Below are 20,214 nucleotides of genomic sequence, written 5' to 3' on the forward strand. Positions count from 1 at the left end.
GACGACTGGCAGAAGGACAAGGAGAAGGACTCCGGTTCCGGCAGCAACGACGACCGTGAGAAGCCGGACTCGTGGAAGCACGAGAAGCCGGAGGGCGGTGTCCACGCCGGTGGCGGTGCGCTGGCCGGCCTGTCGTCGGACGACTGGCAGAAGGACAAGGAGAAGGACTCCGGTTCCGGCAGCAACGACGACCGTGAGAAGCCGGACTCGTGGAAGCACGAGAAGCCGGAGGGTGGCGTGCACGCCGGTGGCGGTGCGCTGGCCGGCCTGTCGTCCGACGACTGGCAGAAGGACAAGGAGTCCGGCTCCGACTCCGGCTCCGGCGACAGCGAGAAGACCTGGAAGCACGAGAAGCCCGAGGGCGGCGTCCACACCGGCGGTGGCGCGATGGCGCTCTCCGGCAGCGGCCTGGCCGCCGGCTCGGTGCTGATGCTCGGTGGCCTGGGTGCCGCCGCGTACAAGCTGCGCCGCCGCAACGCCTCGGGTACCGCGGCCGCCTGACGGGCGCCCCGTACTGAATGAATCCTGTCGTGGCCGCCGCCCTCACCGGGGCGGTGGCCGCGCCGATTTCCCCGTACCGCCGGCCCGTGCCTCCCGAACGACGGGCCGCCCGTACCGCAGGCCCGCCCCTCCCGTACGCGAAAGGCAGCATGCGCATGGCCGCCCCGCAGCCGTCGTCCGAAAAAGACCCCGCCTCCCCTGCCCTCGGCCGTTCCCTGCTGTGGCCCGTCGCGGCGGTGGGGCTGGGCTTCCTCCTCGTCTACAACTCCTTCGACGCGTCCGCCGGAGTGCCCCCGGCTCCCGCCGTGGTCTCCCTCCCCGCCGCCTCGGCATCCGCCTCACCGGCCCCCTCGGCATCGGCCACCAAGGCCCCGCCGGGACTGCCCCCGTCGAATCCCAGGCGGATCTCGATCAAGTCGATCGCGGTCGACGCGCCCTTCACGCCGCTGTCGATCGGCCCCTCCGGGCAGCTGGACGCGCCGCCCGCGAACGACGCGAACCTCGCGGGCTGGTTCAAGAACGGCGCCACTCCCGGCGAGCGCGGCACCTCGGTGGTGGCCGGGCACGTCGACACCAAGACCGGCCCCGCCGTGTTCCTGCTGCTCAGCACGCTCAAGGCGGGCAACACCGTCGACATCACCCGCGAGGACGGCGTGGTCGCCACCTTCAAGGTCGATTCGGTCGAGACCTTCAGCAAGGACGACTTCCCGAACGATCGGGTGTACGCCGACACCGGTTCCGCCCAGCTGCGTCTGATCACCTGCGGCGGCGTGTACGACAAGAAGAAGAAGGACTACGAGGACAACGTGGTTGTCTTCGCCCACCTGGCCTCCGCCAAGAACTCCTGAGCGCTTCCGGCGCTTGACCCTGACGCATGGGTGAGGGCTTAGCGTCTGCGTGCTCCGGCCACCCGGGCCCGGAGCGCGCAGACGAGGAGTCCGCCGATGACCGCACGCCCGACCCTGCCCCGGCTCTCCCGTGAGGTACGGCTCGCGGCCGTCCCCGAGGGCCTGCCGCGTCCCGAGCACTTCCACGTCGTGGAGCAGCCGCTCCCGGTGCCGGGGGAGGGGGAGGTGCTCGTACGCAACACGTACTTCCAGGTCTTCCCCGCCCTGCGCATCCTCGTCTCCGGCGGGGCGGAGGGCGCGCCCTTCCCCGGGCTGGCCCCCGGTGACACGCTGTTCGGCCCGTCCGTCGGTGAGGTGGTGGCCCGGCCGGGCACCGCCGGACCGCCCGTGGGCGCGCTGGTCTCGCACTTCCTCGGCTGGCGGGAGTACGCGGTGGTGCCGGCCACGGAGTGCGTCCTGCTCGACGACGGCGCTCTGCCCGACCCGGCGGCCCACCTCTCCCAGGGCTCCCTGGCGTACACGGCGCTCACCCGGGTCGCCGGACTCCAGCCGGGGGAGACCGTGTTCGTCTCGGGCGGAGCGGGAGGGATCGGCTCCGTGGCAGGCCGGATCGCCCGGCTGCTCGGGGCCGGACGGGTCATCGGAAGCACCGGCTCGCCGGCCAAGGCCGAGCGGATGACGGACGGCCTCGGGTACGACGCCGTCGTGCTGAGGGACCCCGAACACTCCTTCTCCGACCGGCTGGCGGAGGCGGCCCCCGAGGGTATTGATGTCTTTGTCGACATGGTCGGGGGCGAGCAGCTGCGCGCGGCCGTACGGGCGGCGCGGCCCGGCGCCCGGTTCGTCCTGATCGGGACGCTGGCGGGCCAGCTCTCGGGGAAGGGCGGGGGCGCCACGGCACCGGTCGAGATCGACACCTTCCAGCTGGTGGTCAAGCGCATCACGATGCGGGGGATCTCCGGCCTCGACCACCCGGAGGCCCATGGCGAGTGGACCCGGGCGTTCGGGGCGTGGCTGCGCTCCGGGGAGATCACCTTCCCGCACGTACGGATCCCGGGCATACGCAACGCCCCTGCCGCGTTGCACGAGTTGATGGACGGGCAGCACCTCGGCACGGTGGTGGTCGAGCTGTAGCACCGGGACGGCACACAGCGGGGGGTGGGGATGCGGATCGGTGACGCCGCGGCGGCCGCGGGCACGACGCCGAGAGCGCTTCGGTTCTACGAGGAGCGAGGGCTGCTGCCCCCGCCGGCGCGCAGCGCCACGGGACAGCGGCAGTACGGCGCGCGCGATGTGGCGCGGGTCGGGTTCATCCGCGAGCTGCTGTCCCTCGGACTCACCGTGGAGGACCTGAGCCGGTGCGCGGACCGTCTCGATCTGCTGATGGACAGCCCGCCCCCGAGATGCGGCGGCGGGGACGGGGGCCCGGGGAGCGAAGGGGTGGCCTCGCGGAGACTGGCGGTGCTCGACGCGGAGATCGCGCGTCTGACCCGGCTGCGCGAGCAACTCGCCGCCCGGGTCGGGACGGTGGGCCGGCCGGTCGGCTGAGGGCGCCGGCAATCTCCGGCCGGGACGTCCCGTACGCACCTAAAATGCCACGGTGACGACGACGCCGGCAGACACCTGGACTCCGCGGAGGCTCCCGCGCCGTGACACGGTCATGGCCCTCCGCCCGGTCTCCGAGCTCGCGCCGCTCATCGGACACGAGGACCGCCGTACGAGGTACCGGGGGCTGTCCCTTCTCGCCGAGCGGGCGGCGCGGCCCCGGCTCCCGGCGGGCGAGGCGGCCGAACTGGCGGCACTGCTGCCGCGTGACGTCCCCGGGCCGCCGGACGAGTCGCTCCTGCTGGCCGGGCTCTACGGGCGCCTCGGAATCCACCTCCCGCCCGGAGCGATCCCCGCCTGGCGTGCCGCCGCGTCCCCGGCCCGCGTGCGGATCGCCTGGCTGCGGGCCGAACTCCTCACGGACCCCTCGGCGCTGCGGCACGAGCGGCCGGGGGAGACGCTCCACCGGGCGGTGCGCGCCATCGACGCCGGGGACGCCCACCGCCCGGACCGGCTCGTGGCCGAGGTCCTGGGCGCCCGTGACCCCGTCCTCCGGACGGAGGCGGTACGGCTGATACGACAGGGCCTGCACGCCGGACTGCTGGCACCCGGGCCCGCGAGGGACCAGCTGGCCGGGCTGCTCGGCACCGGCCCGGACGACACGGCCGCCGCGGCCGCCGCGCTGGAGGAACTGGCCGAGCCCTGGGCGGCGACGGACCCCCTGCCGGCCACCCGGTTCGCCCCGTACCTCGGCCCCACGCACGGCGCGCCCGTGTCCGCCCTCGCGCTCACCGCGGCCGCCCGGCACGGGCACGGGCCCCTGCTGACGCGCACGGCGGCCGACTCCGCCGCGCCCCCGGACGTACGGCGCCAGGCCCTCGAACTCCTCGGGGACCTGGCGGAACGCGGTGACATCGGCGCGCTCCTGGACATCGCCGCCCAGGACCCGCTGCTTCTCGGCGGGCCCGCCCTGAGCTGTCTGCAAGGGCTCCACCGGCGGGGGCACTTCCCCGACGTGTCCCAGGCGCCGGCCGTTGTCGCGCTGGCGCTGGCCGACCACTCGATCGACCCCCGCACGGTCGCCACGGTCCTCTACACCTGCCGCCGGGCGGTCCTGGACCTGCTCACCGGGACACCCGCGGACGACCCGTGCGGGCCCCGCCGCCTCGCCCTGCTCGTCGCCCTGGCCGGGCAGGGGACGGGCGACCTCCCGATCGGGGCGGCGGTCACCCGTATGCTCCCGTCGGCGCGGCTACCGGCGCCCTGCCTCGAAGCGATCCGTGAACTCCGCCACGAGGAAGCCGAGGAGGCCGTGCTGGCGCTGCTGCCCCGCGCTCCCGCCGCCGTCCTCGACACGCTCGAAGCCATCGGCGGACAGCGCACCGTCGCGGCGCTGACCGAAGCGCTCGGCCCGGACACCGACGGCCGTGCAACCGCCCCCTTCCTCCGCCCGGTGCGGCACCGTGCGCTCGAACTCCTCTGGCAGCTCACCACCGATCCGGAGGTCCGGCGCACGCTCCTGGCCCGCGTCGATCCCGCCGCCCTGCCCCCGGCCGTCGCGGCGGACCTCGGAGCCCCCGACGAGCGGGAACTGGCCCTGCTGACCGAGGGACCGGAGCCCGCCGACCCGGTCGCCGCGCTCCGCACGCTCACGGCCCACGGCAGCGCCGCTACCCTGCCCGCCGTCACGGGGCTGCTCCTGCGCGTCGTGAGCGAACTGGCGGCATCGTGGGAGACGGTCGAAACGGGCGCGCTCCCGGAACCGGCCCGCGCCGAGGAACCCGTCGTCCCCCAGGAGATCGTGGACGCCGTACGCGGCCTGGGCGGCCGGCTGCACGAGCGGCGCAGGATCAGACCGTCCTGCCTGGTCGGCGCCCGTGACGCCCGGGAGGCGGGCGACGCGCTGCTGGCCGGGATCGTGCTGGACCTGCTGGACCGGCCCGGCCTGCCGCCCCGGGAAGGGGCCGTCCTGCTCGAAGTCCTGCGGCGCGCGCCGTCGGCCCGTACCCGCCCCCGTGTGCACCGGCTGCTGCGCCATCGCGATCCGCAGGTGCGCAAGCAGGCCATCGCGCTGCTGGCCGCGGGCACCACGGGCGAGGACGCGCAGGCCCTGTCGGCCACCCTGATCGCACTGACGCGGGCCGAGGACATCCGGACCGTACGGCAGGCGCTGCTCGCCCTCGGCCATGCCGAGGCCCGCTGGGCCTGCACGGCGATCGCGGCCCTCCTGGACCACCCCACCATGAACATCAGGAAGACCGCAGCGTCGGTCCTGGCACGCGCCGGGACCCAGGCCGCCGTACCCGGACTCCTGCGCTCGCTCGGCCGCGACGACAACCCGGGGCTGCGCACCGCGCTCGTCGCCGCACTGCGCGCGGTGCTGGGCGACGCCTGGACGGCCACGCTCCTCGCCGCCGCCGCACGGGCCGGGGACCCCCGCCGACGCGCGCTGCTGCTGCGGGCCCTCGACGGCGCCCTCGCCTCCCGTACGGTCCTCGCCCTGGCCGAGCAGGGTTCCCCGGTCGTGCCGGACCTGCTCGCCCTGGTGGCCGCCGGCCGGATCCGCCTCGCGGCGGGGAGCGCCGCGGACGATCTCGCGGAGCTCTTCGCGGAGTACGGGATCACCCACTCCGCCCACCCGCGGGACGGGGACGCGGACTCCCGGGCCGCCGAACTCGCCGAGCACGGCTGGAGCGCCCCGGTCGCCCTGCGCCTCGCCGAGAGCCATGACGCGGTGCGGGCCCGCCGCACGGCGGAGCTGCGGCCGATGCTGGCGCACTGGCTGGACCTGGCCACGGCGGTCCCTGAGGAGGCCCGGGACCGGGTCCTCGCCCTCGTCGTACGGCTCTGCCCCACGCCGTGGCCGCCCGCCGAGCTGGACCTCTTCGCCGGGTACGCCCAGGTGCTGACGGAGGGGCTCGCGGGGGAGCGGGGACACCGGGCAGGACTCCTCTCCGTACTCCGGGCCGCGGCGCCCCGGCTGTCCGGCCCCGAGCGCATGGAACTCGCCGACGCCGTACGGTCCTTGTCGCCCCCGCAGCCCATGGAGGCGCTGCGGTTGCTCCGGGCCTGTGACGCCGTACCGGTCAGGGAGGACCTGGACCGTGCGCTCGCCGCCGCCCGCGTCGAGGCCGATGTCCGGGAGGCCGAAACCGCCGTACTGCGTGAGGCGTTCCCCCTGCCGCAGCCGCCCGCACCCGACAGCGCGGGCGAGGCATGGCGGTCGGCGCTGCGCGCGGCCCTCCGCACCCGGCGCGTCCTGGAGGAGTTCCGGGACCGCGTCCCCGGTCCGCCGGACGCCGGGCAGCGGCTCGCCGGGCTCGTGGCCGCCTACCCGGAGGCCGGTGACGACGAGGTGCGTGCCCTGCTCGTCGGATGGATGACGGAGCTGAGGCCGCTCGGTGTGCCCGCGTGGACGCCCGCCGGGCCGGTCGCCCCGGCTTCGGAAGTCGTACGCGCCGGTGACCCCGGCCGGCCGCGTTCCACCGCGCGGCGCACCCGGCTGCTGGAGCTGCTGGAGGGCCCCGACGCCCGCCGCGGATCCGAAGCGGCCCGGCAGCTCCTGGGCCGGCCCGAGCCGGACACGGCACGCGCGGTCCTCGACGCGTACCTGCGCGGACGCGTCGACCTGCCGCCCGGGGACCGCCTGGTCCGCACCCTGGCCACCGTCGATCCCGCGGAGCTGGGCGCCGGGGACCTGCTGCCCGCCAGGATCGTCCTGCTCGCCCGGCGGCTCGGCCCCTGGGACCTCGTACCGCTGATCCCGCTCCTGCTCGCATGGTGGGAGCACGGTCCCGCCGCCGTCCGTACGGACGCCGGTCACGCCCTGCGCTCCGCGCCCGCCGATCTGCTGGCGGAACACCTCCGTGCCCGGCTGGAGGCGGGGGCCTGGGGTCTCCTGGACCTGCTGGAGGGCCTGCGGCTGCTGGCCACCCCGGAGCTCAGGAGGATGCGGGAACGGCTGCGCGCCGAGGGGCGCGACGACCTCGCCGAACGGCTCCTGCTGGACGAGGGGCCCGGCTCCGTCGCGCCTCCGCCGGCCCCCGCCGGGGCGGACCGCCGCCCGGACCGCGCCGAACTGCTGCGCCTGGCCCGTACCGGAGGGCCGGAGCAGATACGCAGGGCCCTCTCCCGCCTCACCGAGGAGCACGGCGGACGGTCCCCGGACAAGGACCCCGGTCTGCGGGAACTCATCGGCGAGCTGCTGCACCACCCCAGGCCCAAGGTCAGGCTGCACGCCCACCGCACCTCACGCGCCCTGCTGGACCGGCCCTCCCATCTGCTGCACACGGCCGCCCTGCTGGAGGACCCGCAGCCGGACATCAGGCGCATGGCGATCAGGACGCTCTGCCACGCCGGCTGGGAGCCCGCAGTCCCCGCGCTGGTCGCCCTGCTCGGCCACTCGCACCCACCGGTCCGCAAGGAGGCCGCCGAAGGGCTCCTGTTGATGGGCGCAGCCGCGGTCCCCGCCCTGCGGCACGCCGTTGGCCAGGCCCGCCCCGACAGGCGCGCCCGCTACACGGGCGTCCTGGAGCGGCTCACCGGTTCCGGCGACGACGCGCCGCCCGTGCCCTGATCCCTCAGTGGGCGCTCTCCCGCTCGGCCACGGCGACCTGGTGCAGGGTGCGGCCGGTGCGGGCCGACCGGGCGTGGTACGGGTCGGGGGTGCCCGGCCGGTCGTGCACGGCCTGCCGGTCGTTGGCCTTGATCAGCAGCCAGGCCTCGGGCCCCCGGACCCCCTCCTCGTCGTCGATGTGGAAGCGGGTGAGCGCGAACTCCCCGTGCAGCTTGGCCCCGTCGAGCCGGAACGTGGCGTGCCCGTCCTCCAGGGAGTCGGCGAACGGGACGGGATCGCCCGCGAGGTCGTGACTGGTGGGGGTGTAGGTGCCCTGGTCCCAGACGATCACGGTGCCGCTGCCCTGTTCGTCCCTGGGGATGACACCCTCGAACTCGCGGTACTCCAGGGGATGGTCGTCCGTCGGCACGGCCAGCCGTTTGTCGCTCGGATTGTCCGACGGGCCGCGCGGCACGGCCCAGGACTTCAGGACGCCGTCGACCTCGAGACGGAAGTCGAAATGCATACGCCGGGCGTCGTGGATCTGCACCACGAAACGCCGTGTGCTTTCGCTGTCCACGCCTGATCCTTCCGCCGGATGCGTCGGACGGTGCGCGGCTGCCCGGTCGAAGGCCGTGCGGGCCCCGCTCGGTCCATGCCTCCACTGTGCCGCCGCCGACCGCACGCCGCACGGCGGGGGCAGGCCGGAGGCGGTGCGGCGACGGCTCCCACCCGCGACGACTTCTCGCCGAGGCCGCGACGACTTCCCCTCCCGAGGCCGCGACGACTTCTCGCCGAGGCCATCCGGTCTGGACCAGATCCTTGACGGGCCTCGGGCCACTGCCTTAAATCAAGTGTTGAAAGATACGCCCGGGACGAGCGCGTCGCGTGTTCATCTCTCGGTGCTTGTCTGTCATGCGCATGACTGTCATCCCCCCACCAGAAATGAAGTGATGACTGTGCCTTCCCCCCATCGCGCGGAGCGCCGCCTCTCCAGGAAGCGCCGCACCACGCTGTACGCCGCCCTCTCCCTGCTCTGCTGCTCCGTGGTCATGACCGCGCTGCCCGCCGGAGCCTCGGCCGCACCCGACCCCCACACGGCTGCGTCCTCCACCGGTTCCCGGGCCGCGCAGGCCGTCGCCTTCGAGGACAACTTCGACGGTGCCGCCGGATCCGCCGTCGACGGCGGCAAGTGGCTGACGGAGACCGGCGACAACGTCGACAACCACGAACGGCAGTACTACACGGCGGGCAACAGCAACGCCGCCCTCGACGGCCAGGGCAACCTCGTCATCACCGCCCGCAAGGAGAACCCCGGCAACTACCAGTGCTGGTACGGGACCTGCGAGTACACCTCCTCCCGTCTCAACACCTCCGGCAAGTTCACCGCGACGTACGGGCACATCGAGAGCAGGATGAAGATCCCGCGCGGGCAGGGCATATGGCCCGCCTTCTGGATGCTCGGCGCCGACATCGGCAGCGTCGGATGGCCCAACAGCGGTGAGATCGACATCATGGAGAACGTCGGCTTCGAACCCGGCACCGTCCACGGCACCCTGCACGGCCCCGGCTACTCCGGATCCGGCGGCATCGGCGCCGGCTACACCCTCCCGGGCGGGGCCGCGTTCGCCGACGACTTCCACACCTTCGCCGTGGACTGGGCCCCCGACTCCATCACCTGGTCCGTCGACGGCACCGTCTACCAGCAGAGGACACCCGCGGACCTCAACGGCAACGACTGGGTGTTCGACAAGCCGTTCTTCGTCATCCTCAACCTCGCCGTCGGCGGCTACTGGCCGGGCGACCCGGACGGCAGCACCAGCTTCCCGCAGGAGCTCGTCGTCGACTACGTCCGTGTGACCACGGGCGACTGAGCGCGGACGCGGACCGGCGGAGGACACCCCCGCCGGTCCGCGCACCGACGTAGCATGATCCGTATGGAGCAGCGCACACTCGGCAGGACCGGCCGTGACGTATCGGTCGTAGGACAGGGCACCTGGCAGCTCGGCGGGGACTGGGGCGAGGTGCGGGAGGCCGAGGCCTTCGGCGTCCTGGACGCCGCCGTCGAGTCCGGTGTCACCTTCTTCGACACCGCCGACGTCTACGGCGACGGCCGCAGCGAACAGCTCATCGGCCGCTATCTGAAGGACCGCCCGGACGCGGACGTCTTCGTCGCCACCAAGATGGGCAGGCGCGCGGAACAGCTTCCGGAGAACTACGTCCTGGACAACTTCCGCACCTGGAACGACCGTTCGCGCGCCAACCTCGGCGTCGACACCCTCGACCTCGTACAGCTGCACTGCCCGCCCACGGCCGTCTACTCCTCCGACGCCGTGTACGACGCCCTGGACACGCTCGTCGACGAGCAGCGGATCGCCGCGTACGCGGTGAGCGTCGAAACGTGCGCCGAGGCGCTCACGGCCATCGCCAGGCCCGGAGTCGCGAGCGTCCAGATCATCCTCAACCCGTTCCGCCTGAAGCCCCTCGACGAGGTCCTCCCGGCCGCCGCGGAGGCCGGGGTCGGCATCGTCGCGCGGGTGCCGCTCGCCTCCGGACTGCTGTCCGGCAAGTACACCGCCGACACCGTGTTCGCTCCCGAGGACCACCGCACCTACAACCGCCACGGTGAGGCGTTCGACCAGGGAGAGACGTTCTCCGGCATCGACTACGCGACCGGTGTGGCCGCCGCCGCGGAGTTCGCCGCGCTTGCTCCCGAGGGCGCCACCCCGGCGCAGACCGCGCTGCGCTGGATCATCCAGCAGCCCGGTGTCACCAGCGTCATCCCCGGGGCACGGTCCGTGGAGCAGGCCCGCGCCAACGCCTCGGCCGCCGCTCTTCCGCCCCTGCCGCAGAGCACCCTCGACGCGGTGCGCGACCTGTACGACCGGCGGATCCGCGCGGAGGTCCACGCGCGCTGGTGAGCCGCCCGCTCAGTCGTCGTCGCCGTCACCGGCCGGGTCCACCGCGGCCCCGGCCGGAGCGGGCGACTCGATACCGGCCGTCGGCGTGGAACCGGGATCAGGGGTGTCCGCCGCCCCGGTGTCCGGCGCGAAGAGGATCGTCCCCAGATAGACCGCCGCGAGGAACGCGACCGTCCCCGCCACGGCGCTCGCGACGCGCGGACGCCGGCGGATGGCCTCACTCGTGCTGATCCGGCGGGTCGTGGCCGACCTCGCGGCGGATCTGGAGGCCCGGGGCGCGGGAGCCGCCCGTCTGCGTCCGGTGGCCTGCGGCAGCCGGTACGTCGACGGGCCCCCGCCCGCGGGGGCCCCGGGAGCCGGCGCGGGAGCGGCCGGGGCGGCGGACCGTGGAGCGGCGGCCGAGTGGTGCGGCAGCGGCTCGGGCCGCCCACGCCAGGCGTCCGTACGGAACCAGTCGGAGACCTGCTGCGCGCTCGGCCGGTCCTCCGGCTTCTTCGCCAGCAGACCCAGAAGGTACGAGTCGAAGGCGGGGGAGACGTCCACCCCTCGCTGCCTGACCGGCACCGGAGGCGTGTCCACGTGCTGGTAGAGCGTCGCGGTCGCGGTGTCCGAGCGGAACGGCGGCTGCCCGACCAGCAGTTGGTAGATGACACAGCCCAGGGAGTACATGTCCGAGGCGGAGTCCGCCGTACGGCCCAGGGCCCGCTCGGGCGCCAGATACAGGCTCGTACCCACGATGTGGCCGGCCGTGGTCAGCGCCGTCGAGGGGTCGTCGACGAACTGGGCGATGCCGAAGTCCCCGATCTTCACGGACCCGTCGGCGTCGAGCATCAGGTTGCCCGGCTTGATGTCCCGGTGGACGATGCCCTGCCGGTGGGCCGCGGCCAGACCGGCGGCGGCCTGGCCGGCGATGTGGGCCACCTGCTCGGGATGGACCGTCTCCTGAGCCTCCAGCAGATCCCCGAGACTCCGGCCCTCGACCAGCTCCATCACCAGGTAGAAGCGGTCCTCCCAGGAGCCGAAGTCGAACACCGCCACCAGGTGAGGGTGGCTCAGACGCGCGGCCGTCTGCGCCTCCAGGCGGAAACGCGCGGTCGACGAGGCGTCGGCCTGGTCGCCCAGCAGCAGCTTCACCGCCACGGCCCGCCCCAGGACCTCGTCCTCGGCGCGCCACACCTCGCCCATACCGCCACGGCCGATGGGGGATATCAGCCGGTACCGTCCAGCAACCAGCACCTGTGCACACCAATCTCGAATTATGGCCCGCTCCGACTGCCGCGGCGGCGACCTCGTCGGGCTCATCGCCTCGGTACGGTGCGTCGGGATGCGCGGCCTGATCAGGATATCCGTCCCCCGGACCTCCGCTCGCCCGGCCGGAGTCCGGGACGCCGGATCCGGCCAATCGGCCTGCCCGACCGGCCTGTTCTCACCCGGCGCCGAGCCAGTCGAGCACGGCGGCGGCGGTGAACTCCGCCTGCCCGCCCGGGAACAGCAGCTCCGCCTTCCCGAACGCCGCGGCGTCCACCGGCACCCGGGTCTCGGGGATCGCGACACAGCGCATCCCCGCCGCGTGCGCCGCCCGCACCCCCGGCACCGCGTCCTCCAGGACCACGCACGAGTCCGGCGCCACACCCAGCCGCCGGGCCGCCTCCAGGAAGACGTCGGGCTCCGGCTTGCCGTGGGCCACCTCCTCGGCGGAGACGTACAGGGGGAGGTACGCGTCCAGTCCCGTGACCGCGAGCGTCGCCGCGATCGCGGCCCTGGAGGACCCCGACGCCACCGCCATCGGCACCCCGGCCCCGTGCAGTCGTGCGACCAGCGTCCGCATCTCCGGGAAGGCGGTGGTGGACGTCCCGGCGAGCTCCAGGTACAGGGCGTTCTTGCCGGCCAGCAGCTCGTCGACCGGCGCCTCGATCCCGTACTCCTCCCGCAGGGCGGTGAGGGTCTCACGGGTGCCGATCCCGATGAAGCGCGCGTGCTCCTCCCAGCCGAAGTCCCGCACGCCGTACCGGGCGAGGAGCCGGCGCCCCGCCTCGTAGTAGTTCGGCTCGCTGTCGACGAGGGTGCCGTCGAGATCGAGGAGGACGGGCGGTACGGGGCGGCGCGGGGTGCTCATGGCCCCCAGCATGCCCGACGGCCGTCAGCCGCCCGCGGCCCGCCCCACCGCCTCGACCAGGGGCAGGACCCGGTGCGCCACCCGCTCGCGCAGGGCGACATCGGTCCGGGTCCTGACCACGCCGGGGAGCTGGATCAGCTGCTGGATCACGTCCTCCAGATGCCCGTTGTCGCGGGCCACGACGCGCGTCAGGAGGTCGCCGCCCCCGGTCGTGGAGAACGCCTCGATGATCTCCGGGACGGCGACGAGGGCGTCACCCACCTCGTCCAGATGCCCCTGGGTGACCTCCAGGTGGACGAAGGCGAGCACCGGATGGCCGAGGGCCGCGGGGGAGAGGGCGGGGCCCGTGCCCGTGATCACTCCGTCCCGCTCCAGACGGTCCATCCTGGCCTGGAGGGTGCCGCGGGCCACGCCGAGAATGCGCGCGTACTCACGCACACTGGTGCGCGGCTGCTCGATGAGCAGCCGGAGGATGCGGGTGTCGAGGGCGTCCACCGCCATGTCGGGCTGTTCTCCTCCTGGCTCGGTGACCGGTCGCCCGACTGTACCCAGGGCCGGCGGTCGCGCCCGGCACCGGTGACCCGGCGGATCGTTTGACGGGACCGTACGGGCGTGGTTGCGTGGAATGGCAAACGGGGGGTAAAGGGGCAAGCCGGACTGCGACCGAAAGCGGTTGACCATGGCTCTCACGCCGCCGTTGGACATGGCTCTCACGTCGCCGGTGAACTCGCACAACGAGTGGGATCCGCTGGAGGAGATCATCGTCGGGCGCCTCGACGGCGCGACGATCCCCTCCGGTCACCCGGTCGTCGCGTGCAACATCCCGCCCTGGGCGGCCCGGCTCCAGGGCCTGGCCGCGGGCTTCCGCTATCCGCGCCGGCTGGTCGAGTCGGCCCAGCACGAGCTCGACCGGTTCGTCGACCTGCTGCGCTCCCTCGGGATCACCGTCACCCGCCCGGACGCGGTCGACCACAGGCAGCGCTTCGCCACCCCCGGCTGGTCGTCCCGTGGATTCTGCAACACCTGCCCGCGCGACAGCATGCTCGTGATCGGCGACGAGATCATCGAGACGCCGATGGCCTGGCCGTGCCGGTACTTCGAGACCCACTCCTACCGCACGCTCCTCAAGGACTACTTCCGGCGCGGCGCGCGCTGGACGGCGGCACCGAGACCCCAGCTGACCGACGAGCTGTTCGACCCGGACTTCCGTACGCCCGGGGAGGGGGACCCGATGCGCTACATCCTCACCGAGTTCGAGCCGGTGTTCGACGCGGCGGATTTCGTACGGGCCGGACGCGACCTGTTCGTCACGCGCAGCAACGTGACCAACCGGATGGGCATCGACTGGGTACGCCGCCATCTCGGGCCCGGCTACCGCGTCCACGAGATCGAGAGCCGCTGCCGGACGCCCATGCACATCGACACGACGTTCCTCGTGCTCGCTCCCGGAAAGGCGCTGGTGAACCCCGAGTACATCGACGTCGACCGGCTGCCCGACGTACTGAGCTCCTGGGACATCCTGGTGGCCCCGGAGCCCGACCGGATCGACGACCGGCTGCTCAAGGTCACCTCGCTCTGCGGCAAGTGGCTCAGCATGAACATCCTCATGGTCGACGACAAGCGGGTGATCGCGGAGCGGCGTCACACCGGCATGCTGCGTGCCCTGGAGAAGTGGGGTTTCGAGCCGATCCCCTGCGATCTGCTGCACTACGCGCCGTTCGGCGGCTCGTTCCACTGCGCGACGCTCGACGTCCGGCGGCGCGGAACGCTCGAATCCTATTTCGACTGACCGGCCGCCGCCCCGCCCCGGCGGAGCGGCGGCCGTCGCCGCTACCCGGTCCTGGACGGGGTCAGCCGCAGCACGGTGCCCTCGCCGTCCGCGGCCAGGACGAGCGAGCCGTCCGGCGCGGCGGCGATCCCCGCGAACCGGCGGGCGAGGCCCGGCAGTCCGTGGGCGAACAGGGCGGGTTCGGCCTCCGGCGGCAGGAGGACGGCGTCCGGCGACGGGCCGACCGGCAGGTCCTCGGCCTCGGTCCAGCTCGCCGACGTGGTGAGGGAGACCGCACGCACCCTGCGGTGCCCGGTCTCCACCGTGTACAGCGTGTCGCCCAGGACCGTCAGCCCCTGAGGCGCGCCGAGCCCGTCGGCCACGACGGCCGCCGCACCGTCCTCCTCCAGCCTCAGCACGGCGCCCGCCCGCTCGTCGCTGACGTAGCACCGCCCCGCCGCGTCGAAGGCCACGTCGACCGGGCGGCGGAGCCCCTCCGCGAGCACGGTGACCTCGTCGTCGCCGTCGACGGCCAGCACCCTCCCGCCGCCGGACTCGGCGACCACGAGCGAGCCGGACGGGCTCACCGCGATGCCCAGCGGCCGGTCCAGCCCGCCCGCCCGGGCCCGCATCGATCCGTTCCCCGGGTCGTAGGTCCGTACGTCCCCGAACTGCGAGGTGAGGTGCAGGAGTTCGCCGTCCGCCACGATGCCGTGGACGAACGGCGCCAGGACGTGGACCGCGGGTTCTCCCGTCCCGGCGCCGTCGTCGTCGGCCCGGGTGCCCCCACCGGTGGCCGGCGGGCTCGCCACCCGGTAGTGGTCGGCCGCGTACACCGTGCCGCCCGGACCGACCGTGACGCCGTACGGGCCGTCGAAGCCGCGCGGCACGATCACCCGGGTCCGTCCGTCGGGGCGCATCTCGGTGATGCCGCCACTGGCGTAGCTGGAGACGAACATCCGGTTCTCGGCGTCGAACGCCGCGTTGTCGAGTCCCACCACACCGCTGGTGATCAGGGTCCTCGCCCCGGTGCCGTGCAGATCGAGGCGCGTCACCCGGCCCTCCGGTCCGAGCGACAGGACGTGCAGGACACCGCCCTGGTCGAAGCGGACCGCGACCGGGCGGTCCACCTCGTCCGCGACCATCTCGGGGTCACCGCCGTCCGGCGGGATGCGCCAGACCTGCCCGCTGATCATGTGCGGGTAGTAGAGGTACCCGTCGGGCCCGCGCTGCATCGCGTTGCCCATGGCGAGCCCCTCGGTGAGCACGGCCGGCTCACCTCCGTCGGGGAAGAGCTCCAGCAGACGGCCGTCCGGCTTCATCTCGTTGACGAACAGCCGGTCCCCGACGCAGGTGATGCCGTTGGGGTTCTTCACCTCGTCGCAGACCAGGGAGTACTCGCCCTGCGGGGTGCGCCGCCAGACGCGCCCCGGGACCAGGTCGGCGATGTACATCGAGCCGTCCGCGCCGAACGCGAGGTCGTCCGGCGACAGGACCGGACCGCCCGCCGGTACGACGACGTCGAGTTCACCCCTCGCCAGATCGACCGCGCTGATCCGGCCGCCCAGGAACTCGGCGACGTACAGCCGCCCGTCCGGGCCGAACGCGATGCCGTTGGACCCCCACAGCGGGTTGGCGGGGTTGAGTCTCCGGGCGGTCGGGTGGGGGTCCCGCCGCCCGGTCCCGTCGAACCTGCCGGGGTATCCGGCCGCCTGCTCCTCCGTCCCGCGCACCCCCGTCACTCCGCCTCGACCAGGACGTCGTCCATGCCGTCGCCCTCGCGCCACTCCCTGAGCAACGCGTGGAAGGCGACCGGACCGTCGCCGAAGGACTCGCTGCGCGCCCGCGGCCTGCCCTCGTTGTTGTAGTACCCGGGCGTGCACTCCGCCTGGAACGCGTGCAGGCTCGGGGCCTTCCGGCGGATCGTGGCCACCCACTCCTCCTGTGCCTCGACCGTGGGCTCCACGCGCCGGGACCTGCGCCGCTCCGACTCGGCGACGACCTCCGCGACATGCGTGGCCTGCTCGTCGAGGATGTGGACGTAATTGACGGAGCTGGCGTTCTGCAGCGGGCCGAGCTGGAAGAAGTTCGGGAAGCCGTGGCTGTAGAACCCGTGGAGCGTCTTCGGGCCCTCGGCCGCCCAGGACTGCAGCAGGGTCACGCCGTCGCGCCCGTACACCGGGAGCCTCCCCGACATCACACCGGAGACGCCCACCTCGAACCCGGTGGCGAAGATGATGCAGTCGACCTCGTACTCGACGCCGCCGACCACCACCGCGTCCTCGGTGATCCGCTCGACTCCGTGGCTGTCCGCGGTGTCCACGAGCGTGACGCCGGGGCGGTTGAAGGTCTGCAGATAGTGGTCGCTGAACGTGGGCCGCTTGCACATGTAGCGGTACCAGGGCTTGAGCTTCTCCGCGGTCTCCTCGTCCGCCACGAGGGCGTCCACGCGGGCCCGTATCTCGTTCATCTTCTGGAAGTCGGCGATCTCGTACGCCCGTTCACGCTCCTCGGCCGGCACGTCCGCGTACGTGTCGGTCGGGATGAGCTTCTCCTGCAGGCGGGCGGTGCTGGTCCAGGCGTCGTCCACCAGGTCCTCGTCGACCTTCTTGCCGGTCACGACCTCGAGGAAGTTCTCCATCCGCCGACGCTGCCAGCCCGGCCGGAGCGACGCGGCCCACTCCGGGTCGGTGGGCCGGTTGTCCCGGACGTCGACCGAGGAGGGCGTGCGCTGGAACACGTAGAGCTGCCGTGCGTCGGCTCCGAGGTGCGGGACGACCTGGATGGCCGTGGCGCCCGTACCGATCAGGGCCACGCGCTTGTCGGCCAGGCCCGTCAGGCCGCCGTCCTGGTCGCCTCCGGTGTACGCGTAGTCCCACCGGCTGGTGTGGAAGGTGTGGCCCGCGAAGGTCTCGATGCCCGGGATGCCGGGCAGCTTCGCCTGGCTGAGCGTGCCGCTGGACACCACGACGTAACGCGCCCTGACGCGGTCCCCGCGGTCGGTGGTGACCGTCCACTCCGACGCGTCGTCGTCCCAGCGCAGTTCGGTGGCCTCGGTCTGGAAGCAGGCGTCGTCGTAGAGGCCGAAGTGACGCGCGATGGCCCGCGCGTGCTCGCGGATCTCCTCGCCCGGCGCGTACTTCCACTTCGGGACGTAGCCGACCTCCTCCAGCAGGGGCATGTAGGTGTAGGCGTCGATGTCGCAGTGGATGCCCGGGTACCGGTTCCAGTACCAGGTACCGCCGAAGTCACCGCCCTTCTCGATCACCCGGATCGACCGTACGCCCGCCTGCCGCAGCCGCGCGGCGGCGAGGAGACCGCCGAACCCGCCGCCCACGATCACCGCGTCGACCCGGTCCAGCAGGGGTTCCCGCCGGAAGTGCGGGTCGGCGTGCGGGTCGGCGTCGTAGTAGCCGAACTCACCGGTGGCGCCGCGGTACTGGGCGCTGCCGTCGGGGCGGATGCGCCGGTCTCGTTCCGCGCGGTACTTCAGGCGCAGCGCCTCCGGGTCGAAGTCAGGACGCGGGCCGGGGCCGGTGGGTGAGGTGTGGGGGGAGGGCATACGGGGCCTCGTTCCTCTGGGCGGATCAGGGGGCGGGTCATGGCCGGTGTCGTCGTGCGGCCGCCGGTGCGCCGGGTGCTCGGGCGGCCGCCTCGGACGGACGCGGATGTCCGCGTCCGGGGTGCGCGCAGGCAAGTGGCCTTGTCCCGCAGGGGACTTGTGGTGCGCGCGCTTCGATCTGAAGTGCATAGTACACATCATGTGGCAGATACATATCGCGACCCCGGCCGCACGCGGGGGAGGGGGTTCAGACCGCGGACCAGCCGTTGTCGACGGGAAGGACCGCCCCGTTGATGTTGCTCGCCGCGTCGGACGCCAGGAAGACGATCGCCGCCGCCTGCTCCTCCGCCCGGGCCGGCGATCCGACGTTGCCCATGTAGGGGGCGAGGGCGGCCGGACCGTGGGCGCCGCGGTCCGCGTCGACCCGGATGTTGGTGAGGGTGCCGCCGGGGGCGATGGCGTTGGAGCGGATGCCCTTGTCGCGGTACATGACGGCCAGGGACTTGGTCAGGCCCGCGATGCCGTGCTTGGAGGCCGTGTACGCGGCGCCCGCCGCGCTTCCCCGCAGGGAGGCCTCGGAGGCGGTGAAGACGACGGCCCCCTTGCCGGCGGCCAGCATGGAGGGCAGCACGGCCCGCGTGAGGCGGAACGGGGCCGTGAGGTTGATGCCGATGACGCGCTCCCACTCGTCGTCCCCGGTGTCCGCGGCCGCCGACATGCTGTCCATGACCCCGGCGTTGTTGACCAGGACGTCCACGCCGCCGAACTCCTCCACCGCCGTCGCCGCGACCCGGTCCACGACCGCCTGGTCGCGCAGATCGCCGATCACGGGCACCGCGGTCCCGCCGGCCCGCTCCACCTCCTCGGCGACGGCCCGGGCGGCCGCGTCGTCGACATCCGCCATCACGATGCGCGCGCCTTCCCGTGCGAACAGCAGGGCGGTGGCCCGGCCGATGCCCGATCCGGCGCCGGTGACGATGACGCTGCGGCCCGGGCCGCTGGTGGTGACGCTCACGTGATGCTCCTCGTGTCCGGTGGTGGGGGAGGCACGCTACCTTTAATGGCGTGCAGTGCCAAAATGGCAAGGTGCGCCAGAAAAGATATCGCTACGATGGGCGCAGCCGGAAGGAAGGTGGCCGAAAACCGTGGAAACCGCGCACGTCAACGGGGTGCACGACGCGCCTCCGGCCGCCTCGGGAGCCGGGGCCGGAGCGGGTGCCGCAGACACCGGAGCCCGCCTCGGGCGCCCGCCGCTGACCGAGCGCCGCAAGGCGGCGACACGGCTGGAGATCGCCCGCGAGGCCGTACGTCTCTTCGCCGACCGGGGCGTGGCGGCGACCACCGCCGAGGAGATCGCCGCCGCCGCCGGGATCTCCCAGCGGACCCTGTGGCGCTACACCTCGTCGAAGGAACTGTGCGTCCGCCCCCTGCTGACGTACGCGCTCGACTTCGTCATCGCCCTCATGAGGTCGTGGCCACGCGACCGGCCGCTGGCGGAGGCCGTCGTGGGGACCCCGTCCACGCAGGCGGACGGCACGGTGGACGGGGCGGGGGACACGGACGCGGAGGCGCTGCGCGATCTGGTCCTGCTCACCCGGACCGAGCCGGGGCTGCGCGCGGTATGGCTCCAGGTCCACCACGACGCGGAGCCCGCCTTCGCCGAGGTCATCGCCGAGCGCGCCGGGTACGGGCCGGACGACCTCGAACCGAGGGTGCAGGCGACCCTGCTCAACGGCGCCCTCCGCGTCGCGGTCGAGCAGTGGGCCTGGGGCACGGATCCCCGGCCGCTTCCGCTGTCCCGCACCATCCACCGTGCGCTGGCCATCGCCCGGTCGGGCCTCTCCGACTGACCCGGCGCTCCGGCTGCCTCCTTTTCCGGGCGGGCGCCCGGGACGTGTCCGCTCGCGCGGCCGGTCGTTGACCAGGGCATGAACCTGCGGCCCATGTCCCTCGTGCTCGTCGCCCTGCTGGGCGCGGCCGGCTGTGTCTCCGTACCGGCCCAGGCGGAGAGGCCCGCGCCCTCCGCCTCCGCACGTCCCGGAAACGCCCCCGCCGCCCAGGCGTCCACGGCGCCCGCCGCGCCCCCGGCCGTCCATGACGCCCTGGGGAAGACGGAGGAGCGGCCCGGGAAGCGGAAGCGGGAGAAGGGGACGCCGGAACCGGCCCGGGATGCCGGGGCGGCCGCCCCACCGGCCCGCCAGGAGGCGCGGAACCAGCCGCCGCGCGTGTCACCCGCCCGCCCCCAGCCGCCGCGCCGCGCGGCCACGCCCCGCAGGGCGCGGCCCCGGCAGACGTACGACATGCGCACCGTCTGCGCGACCGGCCGCGGTGTGGCGTCGGCCGAGATCATGGACCTGTGCCGCACGACGTACGGCCGCTGACGGCACGTCACGCGACC

At 73.6% G+C, this 20,214-nt stretch carries 17 protein-coding genes; 10 read left to right on the top strand and 7 right to left on the bottom strand.

Features of this window, described 5'->3' with window-relative positions; translation table 11 throughout:
• The 5 genes from ACZ607_RS11030 to ACZ607_RS11050 all read left to right on the top strand — a co-directional run.
• Positions 1–501 (top strand): hypothetical protein (locus ACZ607_RS11030; RefSeq protein ID WP_469733980.1); only part of this gene is annotated, 501 nt, incomplete at its 5' end.
• Positions 502–656: 155 nt separating this feature from the next.
• Positions 657–1,349 (top strand): class F sortase, encoded by a 693-nt coding sequence (locus ACZ607_RS11035; protein WP_469733981.1) that lies wholly within the window; start codon positions 657–659, stop codon positions 1,347–1,349.
• Positions 1,350–1,445: 96 nt separating this feature from the next.
• On the top strand, positions 1,446–2,483 hold the full coding sequence (locus ACZ607_RS11040) for an MDR family NADP-dependent oxidoreductase (RefSeq protein ID WP_469733982.1): 1,038 nt from the start codon (positions 1,446–1,448) through the stop codon (positions 2,481–2,483).
• A 30-nt stretch (positions 2,484–2,513) separates the two neighbouring features.
• On the top strand, positions 2,514–2,897 hold the full coding sequence (locus ACZ607_RS11045) for a MerR family transcriptional regulator (protein ID WP_469733984.1): 384 nt from the start codon (positions 2,514–2,516) through the stop codon (positions 2,895–2,897).
• 52 nt (positions 2,898–2,949) lie between these two features.
• On the top strand, positions 2,950–7,470 hold the full coding sequence (locus ACZ607_RS11050; RefSeq protein ID WP_469733985.1) for a HEAT repeat domain-containing protein: 4,521 nt from the start codon (positions 2,950–2,952) through the stop codon (positions 7,468–7,470).
• Positions 7,471–7,474: 4 nt separating this feature from the next.
• Here ACZ607_RS11050 and ACZ607_RS11055 read toward each other — a convergent pair whose 3' ends face one another.
• Positions 7,475–8,134, bottom strand: coding sequence for a DNA polymerase ligase N-terminal domain-containing protein (locus ACZ607_RS11055; protein ID WP_469733986.1), 660 nt, complete (start codon positions 8,132–8,134; stop codon positions 7,475–7,477).
• 268 nt (positions 8,135–8,402) lie between these two features.
• Here ACZ607_RS11055 and ACZ607_RS11060 point away from each other — a divergent pair, with 268 nt between their 5' ends.
• Entirely contained in the window at positions 8,403–9,323 is a 921-nt protein-coding gene (locus ACZ607_RS11060; protein ID WP_469733988.1) for a glycoside hydrolase family 16 protein, read from the top strand.
• A 54-nt stretch (positions 9,324–9,377) separates the two neighbouring features.
• Positions 9,378–10,370, top strand: a complete 993-nt coding sequence (locus tag ACZ607_RS11065; protein ID WP_469733990.1) for an aldo/keto reductase — start codon at positions 9,378–9,380, stop codon at positions 10,368–10,370.
• 9 nt (positions 10,371–10,379) lie between these two features.
• Here ACZ607_RS11065 and ACZ607_RS11070 read toward each other — a convergent pair whose 3' ends face one another.
• The 3 genes from ACZ607_RS11070 to ACZ607_RS11080 all read right to left on the bottom strand — a co-directional run bounded on the left by ACZ607_RS11070 (position 10,380) and on the right by ACZ607_RS11080 (position 12,987).
• Positions 10,380–11,555, bottom strand: a complete 1,176-nt coding sequence (locus tag ACZ607_RS11070; RefSeq protein ID WP_469734912.1) for a serine/threonine-protein kinase — start codon at positions 11,553–11,555, stop codon at positions 10,380–10,382.
• Positions 11,556–11,796: 241 nt separating this feature from the next.
• Complete coding sequence (locus tag ACZ607_RS11075; protein WP_469733992.1) at positions 11,797–12,486, bottom strand: HAD family hydrolase; 690 nt, start codon at positions 12,484–12,486, stop codon at positions 11,797–11,799.
• 24 nt (positions 12,487–12,510) lie between these two features.
• Complete coding sequence (locus ACZ607_RS11080; protein ID WP_469733994.1) at positions 12,511–12,987, bottom strand: Lrp/AsnC family transcriptional regulator; 477 nt, start codon at positions 12,985–12,987, stop codon at positions 12,511–12,513.
• Between the two features lie 178 nt (positions 12,988–13,165).
• Here ACZ607_RS11080 and ACZ607_RS11085 point away from each other — a divergent pair, with 178 nt between their 5' ends.
• Positions 13,166–14,275 (top strand): amidinotransferase, encoded by a 1,110-nt coding sequence (locus tag ACZ607_RS11085; protein WP_469733996.1) that lies wholly within the window; start codon positions 13,166–13,168, stop codon positions 14,273–14,275.
• Positions 14,276–14,316: 41 nt separating this feature from the next.
• Here ACZ607_RS11085 and ACZ607_RS11090 read toward each other — a convergent pair whose 3' ends face one another.
• The 3 genes from ACZ607_RS11090 to ACZ607_RS11100 all read right to left on the bottom strand — a co-directional run bounded on the left by ACZ607_RS11090 (position 14,317) and on the right by ACZ607_RS11100 (position 18,831).
• On the bottom strand, positions 14,317–15,987 hold the full coding sequence (locus ACZ607_RS11090; protein WP_469733998.1) for an SMP-30/gluconolactonase/LRE family protein: 1,671 nt from the start codon (positions 15,985–15,987) through the stop codon (positions 14,317–14,319).
• A gap of 5 nt (positions 15,988–15,992) precedes the next feature.
• Positions 15,993–17,816, bottom strand: coding sequence for a flavin-containing monooxygenase (locus ACZ607_RS11095; RefSeq protein ID WP_469734000.1), 1,824 nt, complete (start codon positions 17,814–17,816; stop codon positions 15,993–15,995).
• Positions 17,817–18,063: 247 nt separating this feature from the next.
• Positions 18,064–18,831 (bottom strand): SDR family NAD(P)-dependent oxidoreductase, encoded by a 768-nt coding sequence (locus ACZ607_RS11100; RefSeq protein ID WP_469734001.1) that lies wholly within the window; start codon positions 18,829–18,831, stop codon positions 18,064–18,066.
• A 154-nt stretch (positions 18,832–18,985) separates the two neighbouring features.
• Here ACZ607_RS11100 and ACZ607_RS11105 point away from each other — a divergent pair, with 154 nt between their 5' ends.
• Both ACZ607_RS11105 and ACZ607_RS11110 read left to right on the top strand, forming a co-directional pair.
• Positions 18,986–19,666 (top strand): TetR/AcrR family transcriptional regulator, encoded by a 681-nt coding sequence (locus tag ACZ607_RS11105; protein WP_469734913.1) that lies wholly within the window; start codon positions 18,986–18,988, stop codon positions 19,664–19,666.
• 93 nt (positions 19,667–19,759) lie between these two features.
• Positions 19,760–20,197 (top strand): hypothetical protein, encoded by a 438-nt coding sequence (locus ACZ607_RS11110; RefSeq protein ID WP_469734003.1) that lies wholly within the window; start codon positions 19,760–19,762, stop codon positions 20,195–20,197.
• The last annotated feature ends 17 nt before the right edge of the window (positions 20,198–20,214 follow it).

The sequence above is a fragment of the Streptomyces sp. NPDC104381 genome (assembly GCF_055583745.1).